The sequence below is a fragment of the Stenotrophomonas geniculata genome (genome assembly GCF_034508895.1).
Classification (GTDB): Bacteria; Pseudomonadota; Gammaproteobacteria; order Xanthomonadales; family Xanthomonadaceae; genus Stenotrophomonas; species Stenotrophomonas geniculata.
In genome coordinates this window covers 4052662-4070280 of the sequence record NZ_CP140571.1, presented here as the reverse complement: position 1 = coordinate 4070280, position 17619 = coordinate 4052662, and the positions used below count along the sequence as shown (strand labels likewise).

Here is a 17619-nt window from a genome sequence, read left to right as displayed (position 1 = left end):
GATCCTAGCGCTTCCCTAAACGGCGGCGCAATGAGCAATGCGTCAAGAAATTCGTGGCTGAACCGGCACCGTTGCAGACGGCGGCGCCACCTGTAACACCCATGCGACAGTTGCCCGCCGCCCTTGCCCTGCGGTGCCTGGGGCTTCGAAATCCCAACGATTCCGCGACGTGCCTGTAACACCGTGGCAGCAGCACGGTCAGGTGCTGCACGGTCCCGACATTGGCGGGTGGGCACTTCGAGGTTGGCACGGTTGATGCGTGGTTCCGCCGCACCCATCGCGGGAGATCGGCATGGACGGCACCACCCTGATTCGCGGCCTGGCCGCAGCACTGGCAACCGCCCTGCTGTTGGTTGGCGCGGGCGCATCCGCGTCCGGCGCCCGCCAGGGCGTGAAGGCACAGCCGGGCGAAATCGTCCTGTTGCGGGACGTATCCGCGCGGCCGGCCTATCGCATGGCACCACCGGGCATGGCGCTGATTGCCGACCCGAAGCCACAGCGCGAGATCGCCACCGCATTGGGCGCCGGTGGCACGACGAACGGCATGGACGAGTTGAGCGATGAGGACTATGCCGGCATGGGTGCCGGCCAGGCAGCGTCCGTCGCGACACCGGGCGGCACTACCGTTGAACGGGTCACCCAGCAGGCCCTGGGCGGCACGCTTGGCCGCGGTGGTGATGGCATGGTCGGCAGCAACCTCGGGGGCACCATGAGCGGTCCGCTTGGTGCGGTCGGCAGCAGCACCCGCGGTATCGCCGATACCGTGCGCGGCGCACTGGCCCAGTTCCCCCTGCAGGGCACGGCCCCGGCAGGTGGAAAATGAAGGCCCTGCAAGGCTTGCTTCTGCTGCTCGCTGCCGCGCCCTGGGCGACCCGGGCCGATGACTACGGCGGCATGCTCGCCTATCTCGACGTGGCCCGCATCGACGGCCACGCACTGGCCGGGGCGACGGGTGCCATCGCCGTGAACCAGGCCGCCGGCGACCTCAACGTGCAGGCCAACCTGCGGGGTATCGCCAAGGGCGATCGCGCCGACGTGGCGATCAATGCCCGGCAACTGCAGCAGGGCAACCGCGTGCTGTCCGGGCCGCTGCAGGCCACCGCGTTCATTGGCGGTGACGCACTGGCCGGTGCCAGTGGCATCGCATCCATCAACCAGGCCAGCGGCATCGCCAACACGACGCTCAACGTCGTCAGCGCGACGCTGGCCCGACAGGGCATACGCGAAACCGACGATACGGCCTTGGCCGCCGAGGGTTCCGCGTTGGCAGGGGGGCGGGACGACACCGGTCGCGGCGTCGCGACGGGCACCCGCAGCGCCGGTGTAGCCAGCACCGCACTGCGGGGATTCGACGGGGTCCTGCAACTCAATCAGATCGCGGGCAACGGCAACGACACGGCCAACGTACTGGGCCTGGTCGTGCAGGACCGCCCGTGACAACCACCCAACCGATGCACCACCTGATGAGAGAGAGGGCACCATGAAAGCGACCGTCAAAAAGACCATGCTCGCCATGGCGATTGCCACTGCCTCGACCGCCGCTGCGGCCAATGGCTGGGACAACCAGAACGCCAACGCGAACATCAACCACAACCACACCGTCAGCGAGACCCGCAACGACACGCACAACCACACCGACAACGACGTGCGCAACCGCACCGTCAACGTCAATGTGCAGAAGCACAGCAACATCCAGGCCGACGAACGCAAGGAAAAGAACAACCACGGCGTCGACGTGAACCTGGAGAAGGACCTGCGCCTGAGCACCGACATCAATTTCTCCGGCGACCCGAACATCACCGGCGACATCGACCTCGACTCGGCGGCCATTGCCGTGATCGACAACCGGCAGTCGATCAGCAACAACGCCACCAGCAACAGCCTGGTCACCAACAGCGCGTCGATCGGTGACAGCGTCGGCGCCGGTGCCTCGGGCAATCTGGGCTTCAATGTCGTCTCCGGCGACAACAATGCGCAGGACAACGCGGCCTCACTATCTGCGGCCGATGCGTCCTTCAGCTTCGGCATGGCCGACGCCGAGGTGTTCGTCAACCAGGCCGGCTTCGGCAACGCCACCATGAACTCCGGTGTCACCAACGCCGCAGGTCTCAGCGGCAACGCCTTTGGCGGCGCGTCCGGCAACATCGGCGTGAACATCGCCTCGGGCAACAACAATGAGCAGAAGAACGCGCTCGCGGCGTCGGTAGCGACCACGGCGGTGGCCCAGTCGAGCATCAGCTCCAACCAGGTCTCCACCGGCAACACGGTCAGCAACGCCGGCTTCGTGCAGTCCTACACCGATACCGTGCAGGTCGGCATGCGTGGCGGCGTCAGCGGCCTGACACTGGCCTATGGCGCGGGCACCTACCGCGGCACCGGCAACGCCTACCAGATGGCCAACTACTACCTGGATACGTGGAGTGGCGAGCTGCCGCACCCGGGTGGCAACAGCACCGGCCATATCGATCTGGACAACCAGATCCAGAACGCCACGATGAACCCCAACCGGCCGGGGGTGGGCGGCCTGGGCTTCGATACGCGTGAGAGTGGCACCAGCCAGTTCGTCGAACTGGGCGTGGCTGACCTGTATGCCAGCCTCAGCGGCACGGTCAGCACCACGCGCTGGGTGAACGTCAATGCGACCAACACCTCGGCCTTGTCCGGCAGTGCCTTCTCGGGCGCCTCCGGCAACATCGGCGTGAACGTTGCCGCGGGCACCGGCAACCTGCAGGCCAACAGCCTGGCCCTGGCAGTCGCCCAGCCCAGCACCGGCGGCGGTGGTGGCAGCGGCGAGTAAGCGCAACACCCCGGCCGTCCGCCAATGGCCGGGTCCCCGGGAGCCCCTGTTCCTCCTCCCCCTTGGGACAGGGGCTCCCCCCTGCTGCCGGAGAACGTAGATGATCCGTTGCCCTCCATCGATGCGCCTGCTTTCCTTCCTGTTGCTGATGGGCACCGCATCGGCATGGGCGGGCGAGGTCCACTTCGCCGGCGTGCTGCCCAATGGCGCGCTGCTGCAGCAGAAGGTGGAAAGCATGCAGGAGCGGCGCTACCGCAACGTGGTGCGCCAGCACACCGATTACAGCTGCGGGGCGGCCGCATTGGCGACCATCCTGCGCCATGCCTATCACCTGCAGACCGACGAAGCGACGGTGATCGAAGGAATGATGGGGGTCTCCGATCCAGCGCTGGTGGCCGAACGCGGCTTCTCCCTGCTCGACATCAAGCGCTACGTGGAATCGCTGGGCATGCGTGGCCGGGGCTACCGCATCGATGAAACACGACTGCGCACCCTTCGCGTGCCAGGACTGGTGCTGATGGATGTGCGCGGCTTCCGCCATTTCGTGGTGCTCAAGCAGGTCCGCAACGGCATCGTGGAAGTGGCCGACCCGATCCTCGGCAACCGCAGCCTGGCGCTGCGGGAGTTCCTGGCTGCCTGGCCATCTCGCGCGGTCTTCGTGGTGATCGGCAGCGACTTCGATCGCAACACCGTTCTTCTGCAACCCAGCGAACGGCCAAGTGCCCGCGCGCTCTATGCGCGGCAAGGGCCGATCACCGATGCCGAACTGGTCGACTTCGGCTTCAGCCACGCCGACCTGTTCTGAGGAGGTACGACCATGTTCCGTCAACACGTATGGATGGCTCTGCTGCTGATGGCCCCTGCCCTGCCCCTGCAGGCCGCCGACGGCAGGACCGGGCGTGGACTCACGGAAATCCCCGACCCGGAGCTGAGCCTGATGCGGGGGCGCTACACCGTGGGTGGCAACAACGTTGCCTGGTTCGGGGTCACCATGGTGTCGCAGTGGCAGGCCAGCAACGGCACGACCCTGCAGGGCAGCCTGACCCTGGGCATGGACTTCCGCGGTGGTGGCGCGCCGAAGCTCAGCTTCCAGCCCAGCGTGCATGTCACGGCAGCCGATGCGCCGCTGCCCGATACCCACGGACGCAGCATCGACAGCAGCGGCCTTGCCAACGCCAGCGGCCTGGTGCAGAGCGTGCAGGTGGCCGGCGATGGCAATGTCGCACGCAACGTCACCACGCTGACCGTCCGCGAGGGTGGCGTGCCGGCTGTTCTCTCTGATGGCGCAGGCAACATCACCGCGCAGCAAGCCGGCGCCAGCGCGACGGCCGTGCTGGAAGGCAACCAGGCACACCTGCTGCTGCAGGTGGATGGCCAGGGGCTGGTGCAGCAGTGGATCCGCAATGGCAGCGTCGGCCAGGGCATCGCCCTTACCGGTGATGGCCAGATCGCCAGCAACCAGCTGCGGCTGGAGCTGGTGCGCAACGCCGTGGGCGGCAACCTGCCGTTGAGCCAGAACGTGGCCCAGGCGATTGCGTTGAACCGCGGCATGGGGCCGGGCCAGTAGCAGGGCCTGGCATTGGGGGAAACGCTCCACAACGCAGGACACGAACATGCACACCCTGATGAGGATCACCCCGTTGGCGCTGGCGGCGCTGGCGGGCACCGCCCTTGCCGTGCCGCCGACGCCTGACGATGGCGCTGACGTGCAGGCCCTGGCCAACCAGCTGGAAGAGCTGAAAGCCAACTACGCACAGGAAGTGCGGCGGCTGCGCGAACTGGACATGCAGGTGCAGGCCATGCAGGCACGCTTGGGCGGGCGGGTTGGCCCAGCCTCGACCCCACCGGCCGCGCCATTGGCGCAGGCGGCGGCCGCCGCGGTTCCACCGAGCAGCGAGGGCTACGCCAGTACCGCTGCCGAGGCCCAGCAGGCCAAGCAGGAGTCGCGGCGCAGCGTGGACGACGTGAAGCAGCAGCAATCGGCCCTGTTCTCCCGTCGCTTCACCATCGAGAACAGCCTCACCTACGCCCGCTATGACCGCAAGCAGCTCACCCTCAACGGCTTCCTCGCGTTGGACGCCATCTTCCTCGGCAATATCGCCATCGAGAACGTGGAGTCCGACTCGCTGACCTATAACGTGGCGGCCCGCTGGGGCGTCAGCCCGAACCTGACCCTCAACCTGGATGTGCCCTATCTGGCGCGGCGCACCGTGTACCAGAAAGGCGGCGCCGGCGGTGCAGCGGCCGCCATCGCGCAGGAGCAGACCAACGGCAACGGTCTGGGCGACATTGGCCTGAGCGCGAACTACCGGCTGTTCGGCGAACGCGGCTGGCGCCCGGAGACCGTGCTCACGGCCGGTGTCACCGCCCCCACCGGGCGCGCGCCCTACGGCCTGGACTGGAAGGTGATCGAACGCGATGACGACGACTACATCCGCTTCGCCGTGCCGCGCGAGCAACCCACCGGCAACGGCGTATGGCAGGCCAACCTCGGCCTGTCGATGGTGAAGACCGCTGACCCGGCCATCCTGTTCGCCAACATCGGGTACGTGCACTCCATCCCTCGCGGCTTCAGCGACATCGACAGCAATCCGGATACGGTCAACCCAGGCGACGTGAAGCTGGGCGGCTCGGTGTACTTCGGTGCAGGTGTTGCCTTCGCATTCAACGAGCGGACCAGCCTGAGCCTGTCCTTCAGCGACCGCATCAGCGCCCGCGCCTCCACCCGCTTCCAGGGTGGCAAGTGGATGAAGGTGATCGGCAGTGACGCCAATGCGGCATCACTGAACCTGGGCGTGACCTATGCGTTGAACCAGCACACCACGCTGGTGACGTTGCTGGGCATCGGACTGACCCCGGACGCACCGGACTTCACGCTGGCGTTCAAGATTCCTTACATGCTCTAGCGGCCACTGCCCATGGCATGATGGGCGCTCTGCGGCCAGCGGACGTCCATCATGCGCATCGGATTCCTGGGACTTGGAGTGATGGGAACGCCCATGGCGGCCCATCTGGCTCGCGCAGGTTACGAGGTATGCGGCTGGTCGCGCTCCGACCGCAACCATGCGGCCGCGCGCACCGCCGGCATCAACGTCTGCGAGGCGGTGGACGAGGTATTCGCGGGCTGCGACACCCTCATCCTGATGCTGGCCAATGACGATGCCATCGACAGCGTGCTCGATCGGCATGGCGCGGCGTTTGGCGAGCGGATCGAGGGCCGCCTGCTGATCAACATGGGTACGAGCTCGGCAGCGTACTCACAGGCGCTGGCCGAACAGACCCGTGCCGCGGGCGGCCGCTACGTGGAAGCGCCGGTGTCTGGCTCACGCGTGCAGGCCGAAGCGGCGCAGCTGGTGATCCTGCTGGCCGGTGCCGATGTCGACCTCGCGGCAGCCGCCCCACTGGTTGCACCGATGGGCTGGCAAACGGTGTGCTGTGGTGCAGTGCCGTCCGCACTGCGCATGAAACTGGCGGTGAACCTGTACCTGATCACCTTGGTCACCGGCTTGGCCGAAGCGGTGTACTTCGCCGAAGCACACGGCATCGAGCTTGACCGCTTCGCGCAGGTGCTCAACGCAGGGCCGATGGCCAGCGAAGTATCGCGAATCAAGCTGGACAAAATGATCCGTGGTGACTTCAGCGTGCAGGCGTCGATCACCGACGTGCGCAAGAACAGTGGGCTGGTAGCCGCTGCCGCCCATGAGGTGGGCATGCATGCGCCCTTGATCGACGCCAGCGACGCGCTGTTCGCACAGGCACTGGCGTCCGGATCGGGGGCGCTGGACATGGCGGCCGTGCTGCAGGCGGTACGGGCCGGGCCAACCGGCACTGGCCGGCGCTGATCCGGATTCATGTTCCGGCACTACTGCCGTCCTCCACCGCTGCTATATTCAGTCCAGCTCGGCAGGCATGGTGCCTGCCTTCGAATCACAGGGAGTTGGTCATGGGTCTGGTACAGGCGGTGAAGGGTGCGGTTGGCGGTGTGCTGGCCGACCAGTGGAAGGACTTCTACACCGTGCCGGCGGGCCTGCCGTCCACGGCCGCCCTGTTCGCGGCGGTGCCGCAGGGCACCAACGCCGGCCGCGGCTCCAACACCAGCGGCTCGTCCAACATCATCAGCAACGGCTCGAAGATCATCGTGCCGGAGGGCTACGGCCTGCTGCTGTTCCAGGACGGCGCGATCACCGCGTTCGTCGCCGAACCGGGTGGCTACGAGTGGCGCTCGGACGATCTGAACTCGCAGTCGATCTTCGCCGGCGACGGCCTGGTCAGCACCTTCATCAAGCAGAGCTGGGAACGCTTCAAGTTCGGCGGCCAGCCGGGTTCGCAGCAGGCGGCCTATTTCGTCTCGCTGAAGGAACTGCCGGACAACCGCTTCGGCACCCAGTCGGAAATCTACTGGGACGACGGTTTCCTCAACACCCAGGTAGGCGCGGTCACCCGTGGCTCGTACACGCTGAAGATCGTCGACCCGATCCTGTTCGTGAAGAACTTCGTGCCGGCCAGCTACCTGCAGCCGGGCCAGGTGTTCGACTTCACCGATCTGGACAACGCCGCCGCCAGCCAGCTGTTCAATGAAGTGGTCGGTTCGCTGGCGCCGGCCTTCAGCCTGTATACCAACGATCCGGGCAAGGGCAACCGCATCACCAAGCTGCAGCAGGACTCGCTGGGCTTCGCGCAGAGCCTGTCGGCCGCCGTCGAACAGGGTTACCAATGGAAGTCCGACCGCGGCCTGGCCATCGTCAAGACCGCCATCGTCTCGATCGAGTACGACGCCAACACCCGCGAGCTGCTGAAGACCGTGCAGCGCGCCGATGCGCTGTCCGGTTCGCGCGGCAATTCCAACCTGCAGGCCAGCGTCGCCCAGGGCATCCAGTCGGCCGGCGAAAACGGCGGCGCGGCAGGTCTGGTCGGTGTCGGCATGGCATCTGGCATGTTCGGTGTCGGCGGCATGCAGCAGCCGGTCACCCCGGCGGCCGACGATCCGGTCGCCAAGCTGAAGAAGGCCAAGGAAATGCTCGATCTGGGCTTGATCACCCAGAGCGATTACGACGCGCTCAAGGCCAAGGCACTGGGCCTGTAACGGCAGGACGTACACCCAACATGTCCGATCCCCGAAACGGCCCACCGCCGCTGCCCGGATCCGCGCCCGCGACGCCGCCACCCCTGCCGGCGGCGTCGTTGGATGGGCCCGGTTCGCCGCAGGACGTCCCTCCCCTGCCCGGCAGCTTCCCGCTGGACACCTCGAAGCTGCCACAGGCCATCCGCGATGAAGTGGAAGCGCCCGATCCTGTGGCCATCGATACCTCGGCCAGCGAGCTGAAGGACGGCCTCAACCGCTGCCCGAAGTGCGGCGCCACCGACATCCGACCCAAGGCCGGCACCGACATCCTCGTCTGCCTGTACTGCCGTCACGAATGGCATGGCGCACGCGTCGAGGAGGAATTCGGGCTGGGCGAGGCCATCGACCAGCTGCGCGGCACGGTCATCGCCTCTGGTGCGCGCGACATCGATGCCGACACCTCGGCTTTGATGACGTTCAAATGCACCGGGTGCGGCGCCGAAGTCACGGTCAATACCGAGAGTACGATGACGGCGCGCTGCCACTGGTGCCGCCACGTCTTCGGCGTCAACGAGCAGATTGCCAATGGCGCGGTGCCCGATGCGGTGCTGCCCTTCCATATCAAGAAAGACGATGCGGTCGCGCGCATCCGCCAGTTCGTCGACAAGCGCCGCATGTTCGCGCTGAAGGCATTCAAGGATCAGTTCACCCCGGAAAACGTGGTGGGCGTGTTCCTGCCCTACATGATCGTCGACAGCAATGTCAGCGCGGCCGTGGCTGGCAAGGGCGAGATCCAGACCCGGCAGTACACGGTCGGTAGCGAGAAGAACAAGCGCACCCTGTATGACGCCGATGTCTACCAGGTCGAACGCCAGGTCGATTTCACCGTGGATGACCTGCCACTGGAGTCCTCGGCCGAGCGCGGCAATCTGGACACCCGCGCCAACACCAACAACATCATCAACACCATCCTGCCGTTCGATACCAAGAACGCAGTGAAGTGGAACGCCTCGTACCTGGCCGGCTTCACTTCGGAGAAGCGCAACCTGGATGTGGAAAAGCTACGGCCGCGGCTGGAGGACCAGCTGCTGTCAATTGCCCGCGCACAGGTGGAAGGTTCGGTGAAGCGCTACAACCGTGGCGTGCGCTGGGAGCAGGAACAGCTGGAGGTGCATGGCACCCGCTGGGTGTCGATGTACCTGCCGGTGTGGTTGTACTCGTACCACCAGCCCGGAAAGAACGGCGGCATGCTGCACTACATCGCGGTGAACGGCCGTACCGGCGAAACCATGGGCAGCGTGCCTGTGCAGCAATGGAAGATGCTGCTGGCGGCAGTGGCCACCGGCACCGTCATTGAAGCCCTAGCAATTGCCTTCCTGGTGGCATCGACATGAGCGACGACAGTGGCCTCTGGCTGTTGGCGGCAGGTCCGGCCGGCGCAACCGCGCTGTACTGGGTGCTGTACCGCTATTACCGCAACACCGACAAATCGCACTCCTTCGAGCACGAGACCGAGATCGAGGCCAAGCCGGTCACTGGCTCGGACCAGCAGGTCGGCCGGGTCACCGGCACCGAGGAGAAGCGCATCCGCGGTGACAACGTGTACGAGTACCGGAAACGGGTGGTCAGGGTGAAACCCGATCAGTAGAGCCAAGCCGCCTGGCTGCGGGTAATGCCGGCCGCTGGCCGGCACTCCTTCGGTCTCTGGACGTAAGAGGGGAGCCGGCCAGCGGCCTGCACTACCCTTCAGCGGACAGCACCTACCCTTGGCTGGCTTGCCTCAGGACGCGCCCTCACACCGTCTCCCGCCCCACCGGTTCGATACTCGCGCGATCCACCCTTCCGAGGATCCTGCGATGGCTGCCCTGCCTGCCTGTAGCTGCCTGTCGGCGCTGTACTTCCTGGCCCTGCCCGCCCTTGCCCAGGACGCCTCGTTCGGCTTCGGCGAACAGACCACCCGCACCGACCAGGCCACCCAATCGAGCAGCACAGAGACCCGGACCAGTGGCTCGGTCACCACCCAGACCACCACCAGCGGCAGCTCGCAGTCCGAATCACGCAGCGAAAGCAAAGAGATCGACGTCGGCTTCGGTTTCCACGACGACAACGACGACTGGAGCCATGACCGCCACCGCGGCGACCGCGATGTGCGCGACAGCGATCTGTTCGGCAGCTGGACGCTGGGCCAGGAGAACGGCAGCACCTGCACCATCGAGCTGAAGAACAGTGAGTGGTTCGGTGGCTACAGCGCCTACGTGCCTGCCGGCTGCCCGGACGGATTCTTCTCGGCCAACCGCTGGGTGCTGTCGGGCAACCAGCTGCTGCTGACCGATACCAGCAATACGGTCTTCGGGCGTTTTCGCGCGTCGGGAGGTGGGCGTTGGACGGGCTACCGTGAATCGGATGGGGCACGTTTGTATCTCAATCCCAAGGGGTACTGATCGCACCGTGCACACAGTAGGCACGCGCTGATCGGGAAGATCAGGAATCCGCCTCACCCCGCCGCCGAAATGTCCGCTCCCACCGGTTCCCGCCTGGTCATCTACGCCGCCCTCGCGGGCAACCTGGCCATTGCCATCGCCAAGTTCATCGCCGCCGGCATCTCCGGCAGCTCGGCCATGCTCAGCGAGGGCGTGCATTCGCTGGTCGACACCCTCAACGAGGTGCTGCTGCTGTACGGGCTGCGCCGCGCCGGCAAGGCGCCGGACCCGGTACATCCGTTCGGCTATGGCCGCGAACTGTACTTCTGGAGCTTCATCGTCGCCCTGCTGGTGTTCGCTGCCGGTGCCGGCGTTTCGGCCTACGAAGGTATCCAGCACATCCGCCAGCCGGAGCCGGCCACCAACCACGCGTTGAGCTACAGCGTGCTGGGCATCTCCATCCTGTTCGAAGGGGCTTCATGGTGGGTGGCGCTGCGCGAGTTCCGGCGCACCAAGGGCAAGCTCGGCTACTTCGAAGCCTTCCGCCGCAGCAAGGACCCGTCCACCTTCACCGTGCTGCTGGAGGATAGCGCGGCCCTGCTGGGCCTGGGTTTCGCACTGACCGGGCTCGTGGCCGCCCAGGTCCTGGACATGCCGGTGCTTGATGGTGTGGCATCCCTGTGCATCGCGGGCGTGCTTGCCGCAACCGCCTTTCTTCTCGCACGCGAAACCAAGGGACTGCTGGTGGGTGAGCCGGCCCATCCTGCGGTGGCTGACCGGATCATGGCCGTGGCCGAGACCGATCCAGACCTGCGCCGCGCCAATGGCGTGACCACCATGCAGATGGGCCCCGAACAGGTCGTGGCCATGCTCAGCGCGGAATTCGAGGATGACCGGAAGACACCCCAGATCGAGGCGTGCATCACCCGCATCGAATCAGCCGTGAAGCGCGAATATCCGGAACTGGTGGCGCTGTTCATCAAGCCACAGACGCCGGAGGTCTATGCCGCACGGAGAGCGGCACTGGCCGCTCCGCCTGCGCAGGAATGACACTGCGTCTGCGCCCGTTTCACCTGTTTGGTGCCACAGTGCCATCACCGTTTGCCCGAGCCTGCCTCTACCGTGCCGGATTGGTTGCCCGCCGCTCTTCAGATCCTCCCCCGCAGCTTCTACCGGCGCCCACCCGTCGAGGTTGCGCCCGAGCTGCTCAACAAACTTCTGGTCCGTGACGATGGCCGAACGGGTCGCATCGTTGAAGTCGAAGCGTACGCGGGCAGTGTCGATCCGGCCGCACACTCCTATCGCGGGCAGACGCCGCGCACGGCCAGCATGTTCGGTGAGGCCGGCCACCTCTATGTCTACTTCACGTACGGCATGCACTGGGGCAGCAACGTTGTCTGCGGCGAAGTGGGCGAAGGCGTGGCGGTGCTGCTGCGGGCCGTCGAGCCGCTGCTGGGCCTGGAGCGCATGCGCGAACTGCGCCCCGCTGCGCGCCGCGACCACGATCTGGCCAGCGGGCCCGGCAAGCTCTCGCAGGCCTTCGGGCTGGACCGCAGTTTCGACGGCGCCGACCTGGTGACTGGCAGCCACGGCATTGTCATCGCCAGCGATGGCGTGCGGCCCCCGGAGGATCCAGTGGTCGGGCCCCGCATCGGCATCAGCCGCGCTGTTGATTTCCCCTGGCGATGGCACATCCGTGATCACCGTCACGTATCGATCCAGCCACGTCGCGCTTCCGCCCCTGCGAGGAAACGATGATGACCCCGCTCGACAAACCACTGCGCCGCGAAGTGCACATTGATGGCCTCCCCTATACCCTCACCGTGGACCCCGAAGGCCTCAAGCTGGTTGAGAAGGGGCGACGCAAGGGCATCATCCTACGCTGGCAGGACTTGGTATCCGGAGACGCGGCGCTGGCCGCCGCCTTGCAGGCATCGCTCCGGCAACACTGAGCCGACGCGCGCGCCTCACGCCGGCGTCACCCTGCCATGGCGATACATAACGCCGCACGCATTACCGTTGTTTCAGACAGCCGCCGCAACCGCCCTCGCCACCCAGCCCTGAAAAGCGCCATGGACGAAGCCGAACGACTGCTCGAAATCGAACGACTGCACCTGTTGGATACGCCCCCGGAGCCGGTGTTCGATGCCATCGTCGCCGCGGCCCGCGCCGCGACCGGCCTGACCATGGGCCTGATCACCGTGGTGGCCGAAGAACGCCAGTGGTTCAAGGCCAACATCGGCCTGGAGGGCGTCAGCGAGACAGCCCGCGAGATCTCCTTCTGCACCCATGCCATACGCCAGGACCAGCTGTTCGAGATACCCGACGCGCGCCAGGACCCACGCTTTTCCACCAATCCGCTGGTGACGGGTGGGCCGCGCATCCGCCACTACGCTGGCATCCCTCTGGGCTCGGCGCACGGCGCACGTATCGGCACGCTGTGCCTGCTCGACCCGATGCCCGGTGTGCTGTCCCCCTCCCAGCGCGAACTGATGGTGCATCTGGCGCGGGTCACCACCCAGGTGCTGGAACAGCGCAGCACCCTGATGGCGCAGGTGGGCCAGGCCAAGGCGCTGCATCGCGAGCTGAAACGCAGCGAGGACTTCCTGGAGCGTACCAACCGTGCCGCACGGGTAGGCGGCTGGGAGATGGACCTGCTGACCAACGAGGTGCGCTGGACACGGGAAACCAAGCAGTTGCATGGCGTACGCAGCAACTTCGAGCCTACGTTGGAGACCGCACTCTCGTTCTATCGCGAGGACAGCCGCAATATCATCCAGGCTGCGGTAAAGCGCTGTATCGACGAAGGCGCTTCCTGGGAAGTACAGCTACCGATGACCACGGCCGACGGTCGTGCGATCTGGACCCGGGTCGTTGGCAGCCGGCAACAGGTCGACGGCCATCCGCGCCTGGTCGGGGCGATCCAGGACATCACGGACGAACGAGCCGCGCTGGACGCGCTGGAAGCGAGCGAAACCCGCTACCGTCGGCTGTTCCACTACAGCCTGGGCCTGATCTGCACCCACACGCTGGACGGCACATTGACCTCGGTGAATCCGGCGGCCGTGCAATCGCTGGGCTTCGAGGAAAGCCAGATGATCGGGCGCAGCCTGTGTGACTTGATGCCGCCGGAAAAACGCGAAGGTTTCAGGGCCTACCTCGCCCGGATCCAGGCCAACCACACCGACGCTGGCGTGATCGAGCTGATTGCCGCCGATGGTACGCGTCACTACTGGGCGTACCACAACGTGCTCGACAACGAAGCCAGCCCACCCTACGTGCTGGGGCATGCACAGGACGTCACCGCGCTGCGGATGCAGGAGCAGCAGCTGCGCGAGATGTCCTTCAAGGATCCGCTCACCCAGTGCTACAACCGGCGGTACCTGCACCGGCTGGATGAACTCATTGACGAGCGCTGGGCCTGCCTGATGTTCGATCTGGACCATTTCAAGCACATCAACGACACCCAGGGCCACCGCCGTGGCGATGCCGTGCTGGTCGAGTTCGCCACCTTCCTGCGCTCGCCGCTGGGCAAGGACGAGACCGTAGTACGGCTGGGTGGCGACGAGTTCATGGTGGTACTGGTCGCGCCTGCGGACGGCCGGTTGAGCGAACTGGAGCATTGGTACCAGGACCACGCCGCGCTCTCGCCCAGCGCGTTCTCGATGGGTGCAGCCATCAACACGCCTGGCGAACCGGTGGCCGACACCATCCAGAAAGCGGACAGCCGCCTGTACCGCACCCGCGCACGGGTACGCCGCGAGCGACGCGAAGACCCTGCCGCGCGTTGATCAAGCCCTTACCGTCACCCAGGCCGGCGCGTGGTCGCTGGCCTTTTCCTGCAGGCGTACCCAGCGATCGACGCCAGCGTCGTTCAGTCGCTCCGCCAGTACGGGGTTCAACAGCAGATGATCGATGCGCAACCCACGGTCGCGCTCGGCATGTTGGCGAAAATAGTCCCAGAAGGTATAGATCGTGGCGTCGCCGTGCACCTCCCGCACCGCATCGGTCCAGCCCTGCGCCAGCAGTCGTTCAAAGGCTTCGCGCACTTCAGGCTGGAACAGCGCATCGCGGCGCCAGGCCTTCGGGTCATAGACATCGGCGTCGGTGGGAATCACGTTGAAATCACCCAGCAGCAGCGCCGGGTGCGGCAGCTCGACCAGGCTGCGCGCATGCCGGATCAGGCGTTCCATCCAGCGCAGCTTGTAGTCGAACTTCGGCCCGGGCTGCGGGTTGCCGTTGGGCAGGTAGAGGGCCCCCACGATGACGCCGTGCACCGCTGCCTCCAGGTAGCGACTCTGCGTATCCTTGGGTTCGCCCGGCAATCGGCGGCGGCTCTCGACCGGCATGGTGCCCCGGGCCAGCAGCGCCACGCCGTTCCAGCGCGCCTCACCCTGCCAGAGTGCACCGTAGCCGGCCTCTTCCAATGCCGCAGCGGGAAACGCGGCGTCGGTGGCCTTCAGTTCCTGCAGGGCAACCACGTCCGGCGATTCCCTGTGCAGCCAGTCCAGCAGCTGCGGCAGGCGTGTGCCGATGCCGTTGACGTTGAACGTCGCAATACGAAGCGTTTTGCGGCGGGGCATGGATAAAGGTTCCTCGGCGCAGCGGGACGAGCATTCACTCTGCGCGCCCAGGCATGCAGGGACCGTGGATGCCACGTCATGATGCGGTGCCATTCGGTTCACGAACCGCTGCCACGGCGCACAGCAGGCTGGTCACCCGTGAACGGTGCTGGAGAAGCCCCATGGCGGTACGTCCGCTGCGCGCGATCTACCAGGTCGACCCCTACCTGTTCCGCGACAGCAATGGGCGCGGCTGGGGCACCCTGGATGGCATCACCGAAAAGCTGGACTACCTGCAGTGGCTCGGTGTCAGCCACCTGTGGCTCCTGCCGTTCTACTGCAACGCCGGCCGTGACGGTGGCTACGATGTCACCGATCACTACCGCATCGATCCACGCCTGGGTGACGAGGCGGCGTTCCAGCGCCTGGTCGATGCTGCCGCCGCACGCGGTATCGGCATCATCGTCGAGCTGGTGATGCAGCACACTGCCAGCGCCCACCCATGGTTCGTCGCCGCGCAGCGGGGCGACCCGGCATGGCGCCGCTGGTACCTGTGGAGCGACCACGTGCCCGACGACGGCCTACAGCCGATGTTCCCGCCGATCGAGGCGTCTGCCTGGACATGGGACGCCGAGGCCGGCGCGTTCAACCGGCACATGTTCTACCGGCACGAGCCAGACCTGGAGCTGGCCCATGCGCCGGTACGCGACGAACTACTGCGGGTGATGACGTTCTGGATGCAGCGCGGCGTGGCCGGCTTCCGCGTGGATGCGGTCCCGTACATGGTCGAGCGCGCCCGCCACGCCGACCCGCGCGACGACGGGCTGTGGCTGCTGGAGGCGATGCGCGCCACGGCAGATGCGCAACAGCCAGGCCTGCCGCTGATCGGCGAAGCGGATGTCAGCGCGCCCCGCTACGGTGACTTCCTGTACCAGGGGCGGCGGCTTTCGCACCTGCTCGATTTCCATCTCAACAATCATTTCTTCCTGGCCCTCGCGCGCGGCGACGCCAGCGAAGTGGCCCGGGTCATGGCCGAATACGGACCGCAGGCGCCGCCGCACACCCGCATCGCCTGGCTGCGCAACAATGATGAGCTTGACCTGGAGCAGCTGGAGCCGGACGAACGTGAGGCAGTGATGGAGCGCTTCGCGCCCGAACCTGGCATGCGCATCTATCGCCGCGGCATCCGCCGCCGGCTGGCGTCCATGCTGGACGGCGACACCGCGTGGCAGGCCATGGCCTGGGCCGCACTGCTGTCGCTGGGCCAGGTGCCGGTGATCCGATATGGCGAGGAAATCGGCCTCGGCGACTGCTTGGAACTGCCCGAGCGCAACGCCGTGCGCATGCCGATGCACTGGCACGACCGCCCAGGGGCGGGGTTTACCGATCAGCCACGGCATGCCTGGCGCGTGCCTCCGGCAGACGGCGCCTGCGGTTACCGCACGGTGAATGTCGAGGCGCAACGCGCGACGCCGGGCTCACTGCTGCTGCGGGTGCGCGAGCTGCTGCAGCAGCGCAATGCACATCCCGTGCTGCAGCAGGGTCCTCACACGCTCGACCCACCTTCACCTGCGCTGCTGATGCTCCGCTACGGCGAGGCACCCCACCAGGCACTGGCACTGATCAACTTCGGCGACGACCCGGTTGAGGTAGAGGTGCCCCTGCACGGCCCGCTGCGTACGCTGGTGGGCCACGGCGCCAGGCTGCAGGATCGCCGCTGTTGCCTGCAGGGCCACGGCTATACGTGGCTGGCTGCCGAAGGTGCCTGAGTGCGCAGCGCGGGCAGCACGTGTTCGGCGAAGTCGTCGATGAAGCGTTCCTGCTCGCGGTTCACGTTGTGCAGGTAGATGCGATCGAACCCCAGTGACTGCAGTTCCTGCAGCCATGCCCGATGCTGGCCGAGGTTTGCCGAGACATGCACGTGCTGGCGCACCACCTCGGCGCTTACCGATCGGGCGTGTGCTTCGAACTGTTCGGGCTGGTCCAGGCCTTCGGCCAGTTCCGGTGGCAGCACGTTGGCGCTCCATTGCTCCATCGCGCCTACCAGCGCCGCCTGTTCGGCGCGCGCGTAGGAGAGCTTGGCCTGCAGGTACATCGGCTTGCCCCTGCCACCGCCTGCCTCGAACGCTGCCACCACACGCTGTAACTGCGCCAGCGGTTGGCTGATGGTGATCAGGCCATCGGCCCAGCCCCCCATCCAACGTGCAGTCTCCTCCGTGACCGCTGCACCCAGCAGCGGCAGGGGAAGCGCCGGTCGGCTGTAGAGGCGTGCCTTGCGCACCTGGAAGCCACCGTCGTGGTCGACCTGCTCACCACCCCACAGCCGCCGCATCACCTCGGCCGCATCGCGCAGCGCCTTCTGCCGCTCCCGCTTGGCTGGCCACGGCTGGCCGGTGATGCGCTCGTTCAGGGCCTCGCCGGTACCCAGCGCCAGCCAGATCCGGCCCGGCGCCAACTGCTCCAGCGTCGCCGCTGCCTGTGCCACCAATGCCGGGTGCTGGCGCAGCATCGGGCAGGTCACCATGCCCAAGGTCAACGCGCTCTGCACCGCCAGCGCACCGGCCCACACCCAGCTGTGGCCGGATTGCCCTTGCGCGGTCGTCCATGGGTGGAAATGGTCGGAGCACATCAGGGCCTCGAATCCCGCCTGTTCGGCGCGCAGCGCCAGGCCCAGCAAGGTGGCGGGCGGGAACTGCTCATGCGATGCGTGGTAGCCGATGGTCATCACGGATTCCGTGCGGGGACTGGACACGATGGCAACACCCCTCCAGCTAAAAC

18 protein-coding genes are annotated in these 17619 nt (G+C 66.4%); 16 read left to right on the top strand and 2 right to left on the bottom strand.

All coding sequences use genetic code 11. The annotated features are described in order from the left end of the window. Positions 1-292 precede the first annotated feature (292 nt). The 15 genes from RI032_RS18755 (at position 293) to RI032_RS18685 (ending at position 14070) form a co-directional block, all read left to right on the top strand. Entirely contained in the window at positions 293-823 is a 531-nt protein-coding gene (locus RI032_RS18755; protein ID WP_322547500.1) for a hypothetical protein, read from the top strand. Beyond that, entirely contained in the window at positions 820-1437 is a 618-nt protein-coding gene (locus RI032_RS18750) for a hypothetical protein (RefSeq protein ID WP_049409615.1), read from the top strand. The genes RI032_RS18755 and RI032_RS18750 overlap by 4 nt, the downstream gene beginning before the upstream one ends. A gap of 43 nt (positions 1438-1480) precedes the next feature. Beyond that, a complete protein-coding gene (locus tag RI032_RS18745) occupies positions 1481-2797 on the top strand; it encodes a hypothetical protein (RefSeq protein WP_049409613.1) in 1317 nt (438 codons plus the stop codon). 100 nt (positions 2798-2897) lie between these two features. Continuing rightward, positions 2898-3602, top strand: coding sequence for a C39 family peptidase (locus tag RI032_RS18740; RefSeq protein WP_322547499.1), 705 nt, complete (start codon positions 2898-2900; stop codon positions 3600-3602). 12 nt (positions 3603-3614) lie between these two features. Continuing rightward, positions 3615-4364: a hypothetical protein gene (locus tag RI032_RS18735; protein WP_322547498.1), complete on the top strand. Its 750-nt coding sequence runs from the start codon at positions 3615-3617 to the stop codon at positions 4362-4364. Between the two features lie 46 nt (positions 4365-4410). Beyond that, positions 4411-5703, top strand: a complete 1293-nt coding sequence (locus RI032_RS18730) for a transporter (protein WP_322547497.1) — start codon at positions 4411-4413, stop codon at positions 5701-5703. 93 nt (positions 5704-5796) lie between these two features. Then, positions 5797-6639 (top strand): NAD(P)-dependent oxidoreductase, encoded by an 843-nt coding sequence (locus RI032_RS18725; RefSeq protein WP_345785849.1) that lies wholly within the window; start codon positions 5797-5799, stop codon positions 6637-6639. 101 nt (positions 6640-6740) lie between these two features. Then, positions 6741-7880 carry an SPFH domain-containing protein gene (locus tag RI032_RS18720; protein WP_224328183.1) on the top strand — a complete coding sequence of 380 codons (1140 nt, stop codon included), beginning with the start codon at positions 6741-6743 and terminating at the stop codon, positions 7878-7880. Positions 7881-7900: 20 nt separating this feature from the next. Next, a complete protein-coding gene (locus RI032_RS18715) occupies positions 7901-9253 on the top strand; it encodes a TFIIB-type zinc ribbon-containing protein (protein WP_322547495.1) in 1353 nt (450 codons plus the stop codon). Continuing rightward, a complete protein-coding gene (locus RI032_RS18710; RefSeq protein ID WP_322547494.1) occupies positions 9250-9507 on the top strand; it encodes a hypothetical protein in 258 nt (85 codons plus the stop codon). The genes RI032_RS18715 and RI032_RS18710 overlap by 4 nt, the downstream gene beginning before the upstream one ends. Positions 9508-9715: 208 nt before the next feature. After that, positions 9716-10300: an AprI/Inh family metalloprotease inhibitor gene (locus tag RI032_RS18705; protein ID WP_322547493.1), complete on the top strand. Its 585-nt coding sequence runs from the start codon at positions 9716-9718 to the stop codon at positions 10298-10300. 69 nt (positions 10301-10369) lie between these two features. Further along, positions 10370-11329 carry a cation diffusion facilitator family transporter gene (locus RI032_RS18700; protein WP_322547492.1) on the top strand — a complete coding sequence of 320 codons (960 nt, stop codon included), beginning with the start codon at positions 10370-10372 and terminating at the stop codon, positions 11327-11329. Between the two features lie 72 nt (positions 11330-11401). Then, positions 11402-12037, top strand: coding sequence for a DNA-3-methyladenine glycosylase (locus tag RI032_RS18695; RefSeq protein ID WP_134957703.1), 636 nt, complete (start codon positions 11402-11404; stop codon positions 12035-12037). Next, the gene (locus RI032_RS18690; RefSeq protein ID WP_322547491.1) at positions 12037-12231 is read left to right on the top strand and encodes a hypothetical protein; all 195 of its coding nucleotides are present in this window, start codon (positions 12037-12039) and stop codon (positions 12229-12231) included. Before RI032_RS18695 ends, RI032_RS18690 begins: the two co-directional genes overlap by 1 nt. Positions 12232-12351: 120 nt before the next feature. Then, positions 12352-14070 (top strand): diguanylate cyclase, encoded by a 1719-nt coding sequence (locus tag RI032_RS18685; protein ID WP_322547490.1) that lies wholly within the window; start codon positions 12352-12354, stop codon positions 14068-14070. On the opposite strand, the gene xth is transcribed toward RI032_RS18685, so the two are convergent. Beyond that, a complete protein-coding gene (gene xth / locus RI032_RS18680; protein WP_322547489.1) occupies positions 14071-14862 on the bottom strand; it encodes an exodeoxyribonuclease III in 792 nt (263 codons plus the stop codon). It lies immediately after the preceding gene. Positions 14863-15023: 161 nt separating this feature from the next. On the opposite strand from xth, the gene RI032_RS18675 reads away from it, so the two are divergent. Beyond that, on the top strand, positions 15024-16610 hold the full coding sequence (locus tag RI032_RS18675) for an alpha-amylase family glycosyl hydrolase (RefSeq protein ID WP_322547488.1): 1587 nt from the start codon (positions 15024-15026) through the stop codon (positions 16608-16610). Here RI032_RS18675 and RI032_RS18670 read toward each other — a convergent pair. After that, a complete protein-coding gene (locus tag RI032_RS18670) occupies positions 16580-17566 on the bottom strand; it encodes a TIGR03885 family FMN-dependent LLM class oxidoreductase (RefSeq protein WP_322547487.1) in 987 nt (328 codons plus the stop codon). The genes RI032_RS18675 and RI032_RS18670 overlap by 31 nt on opposite strands. Between the last annotated feature and the right edge of the window lie 53 nt (positions 17567-17619).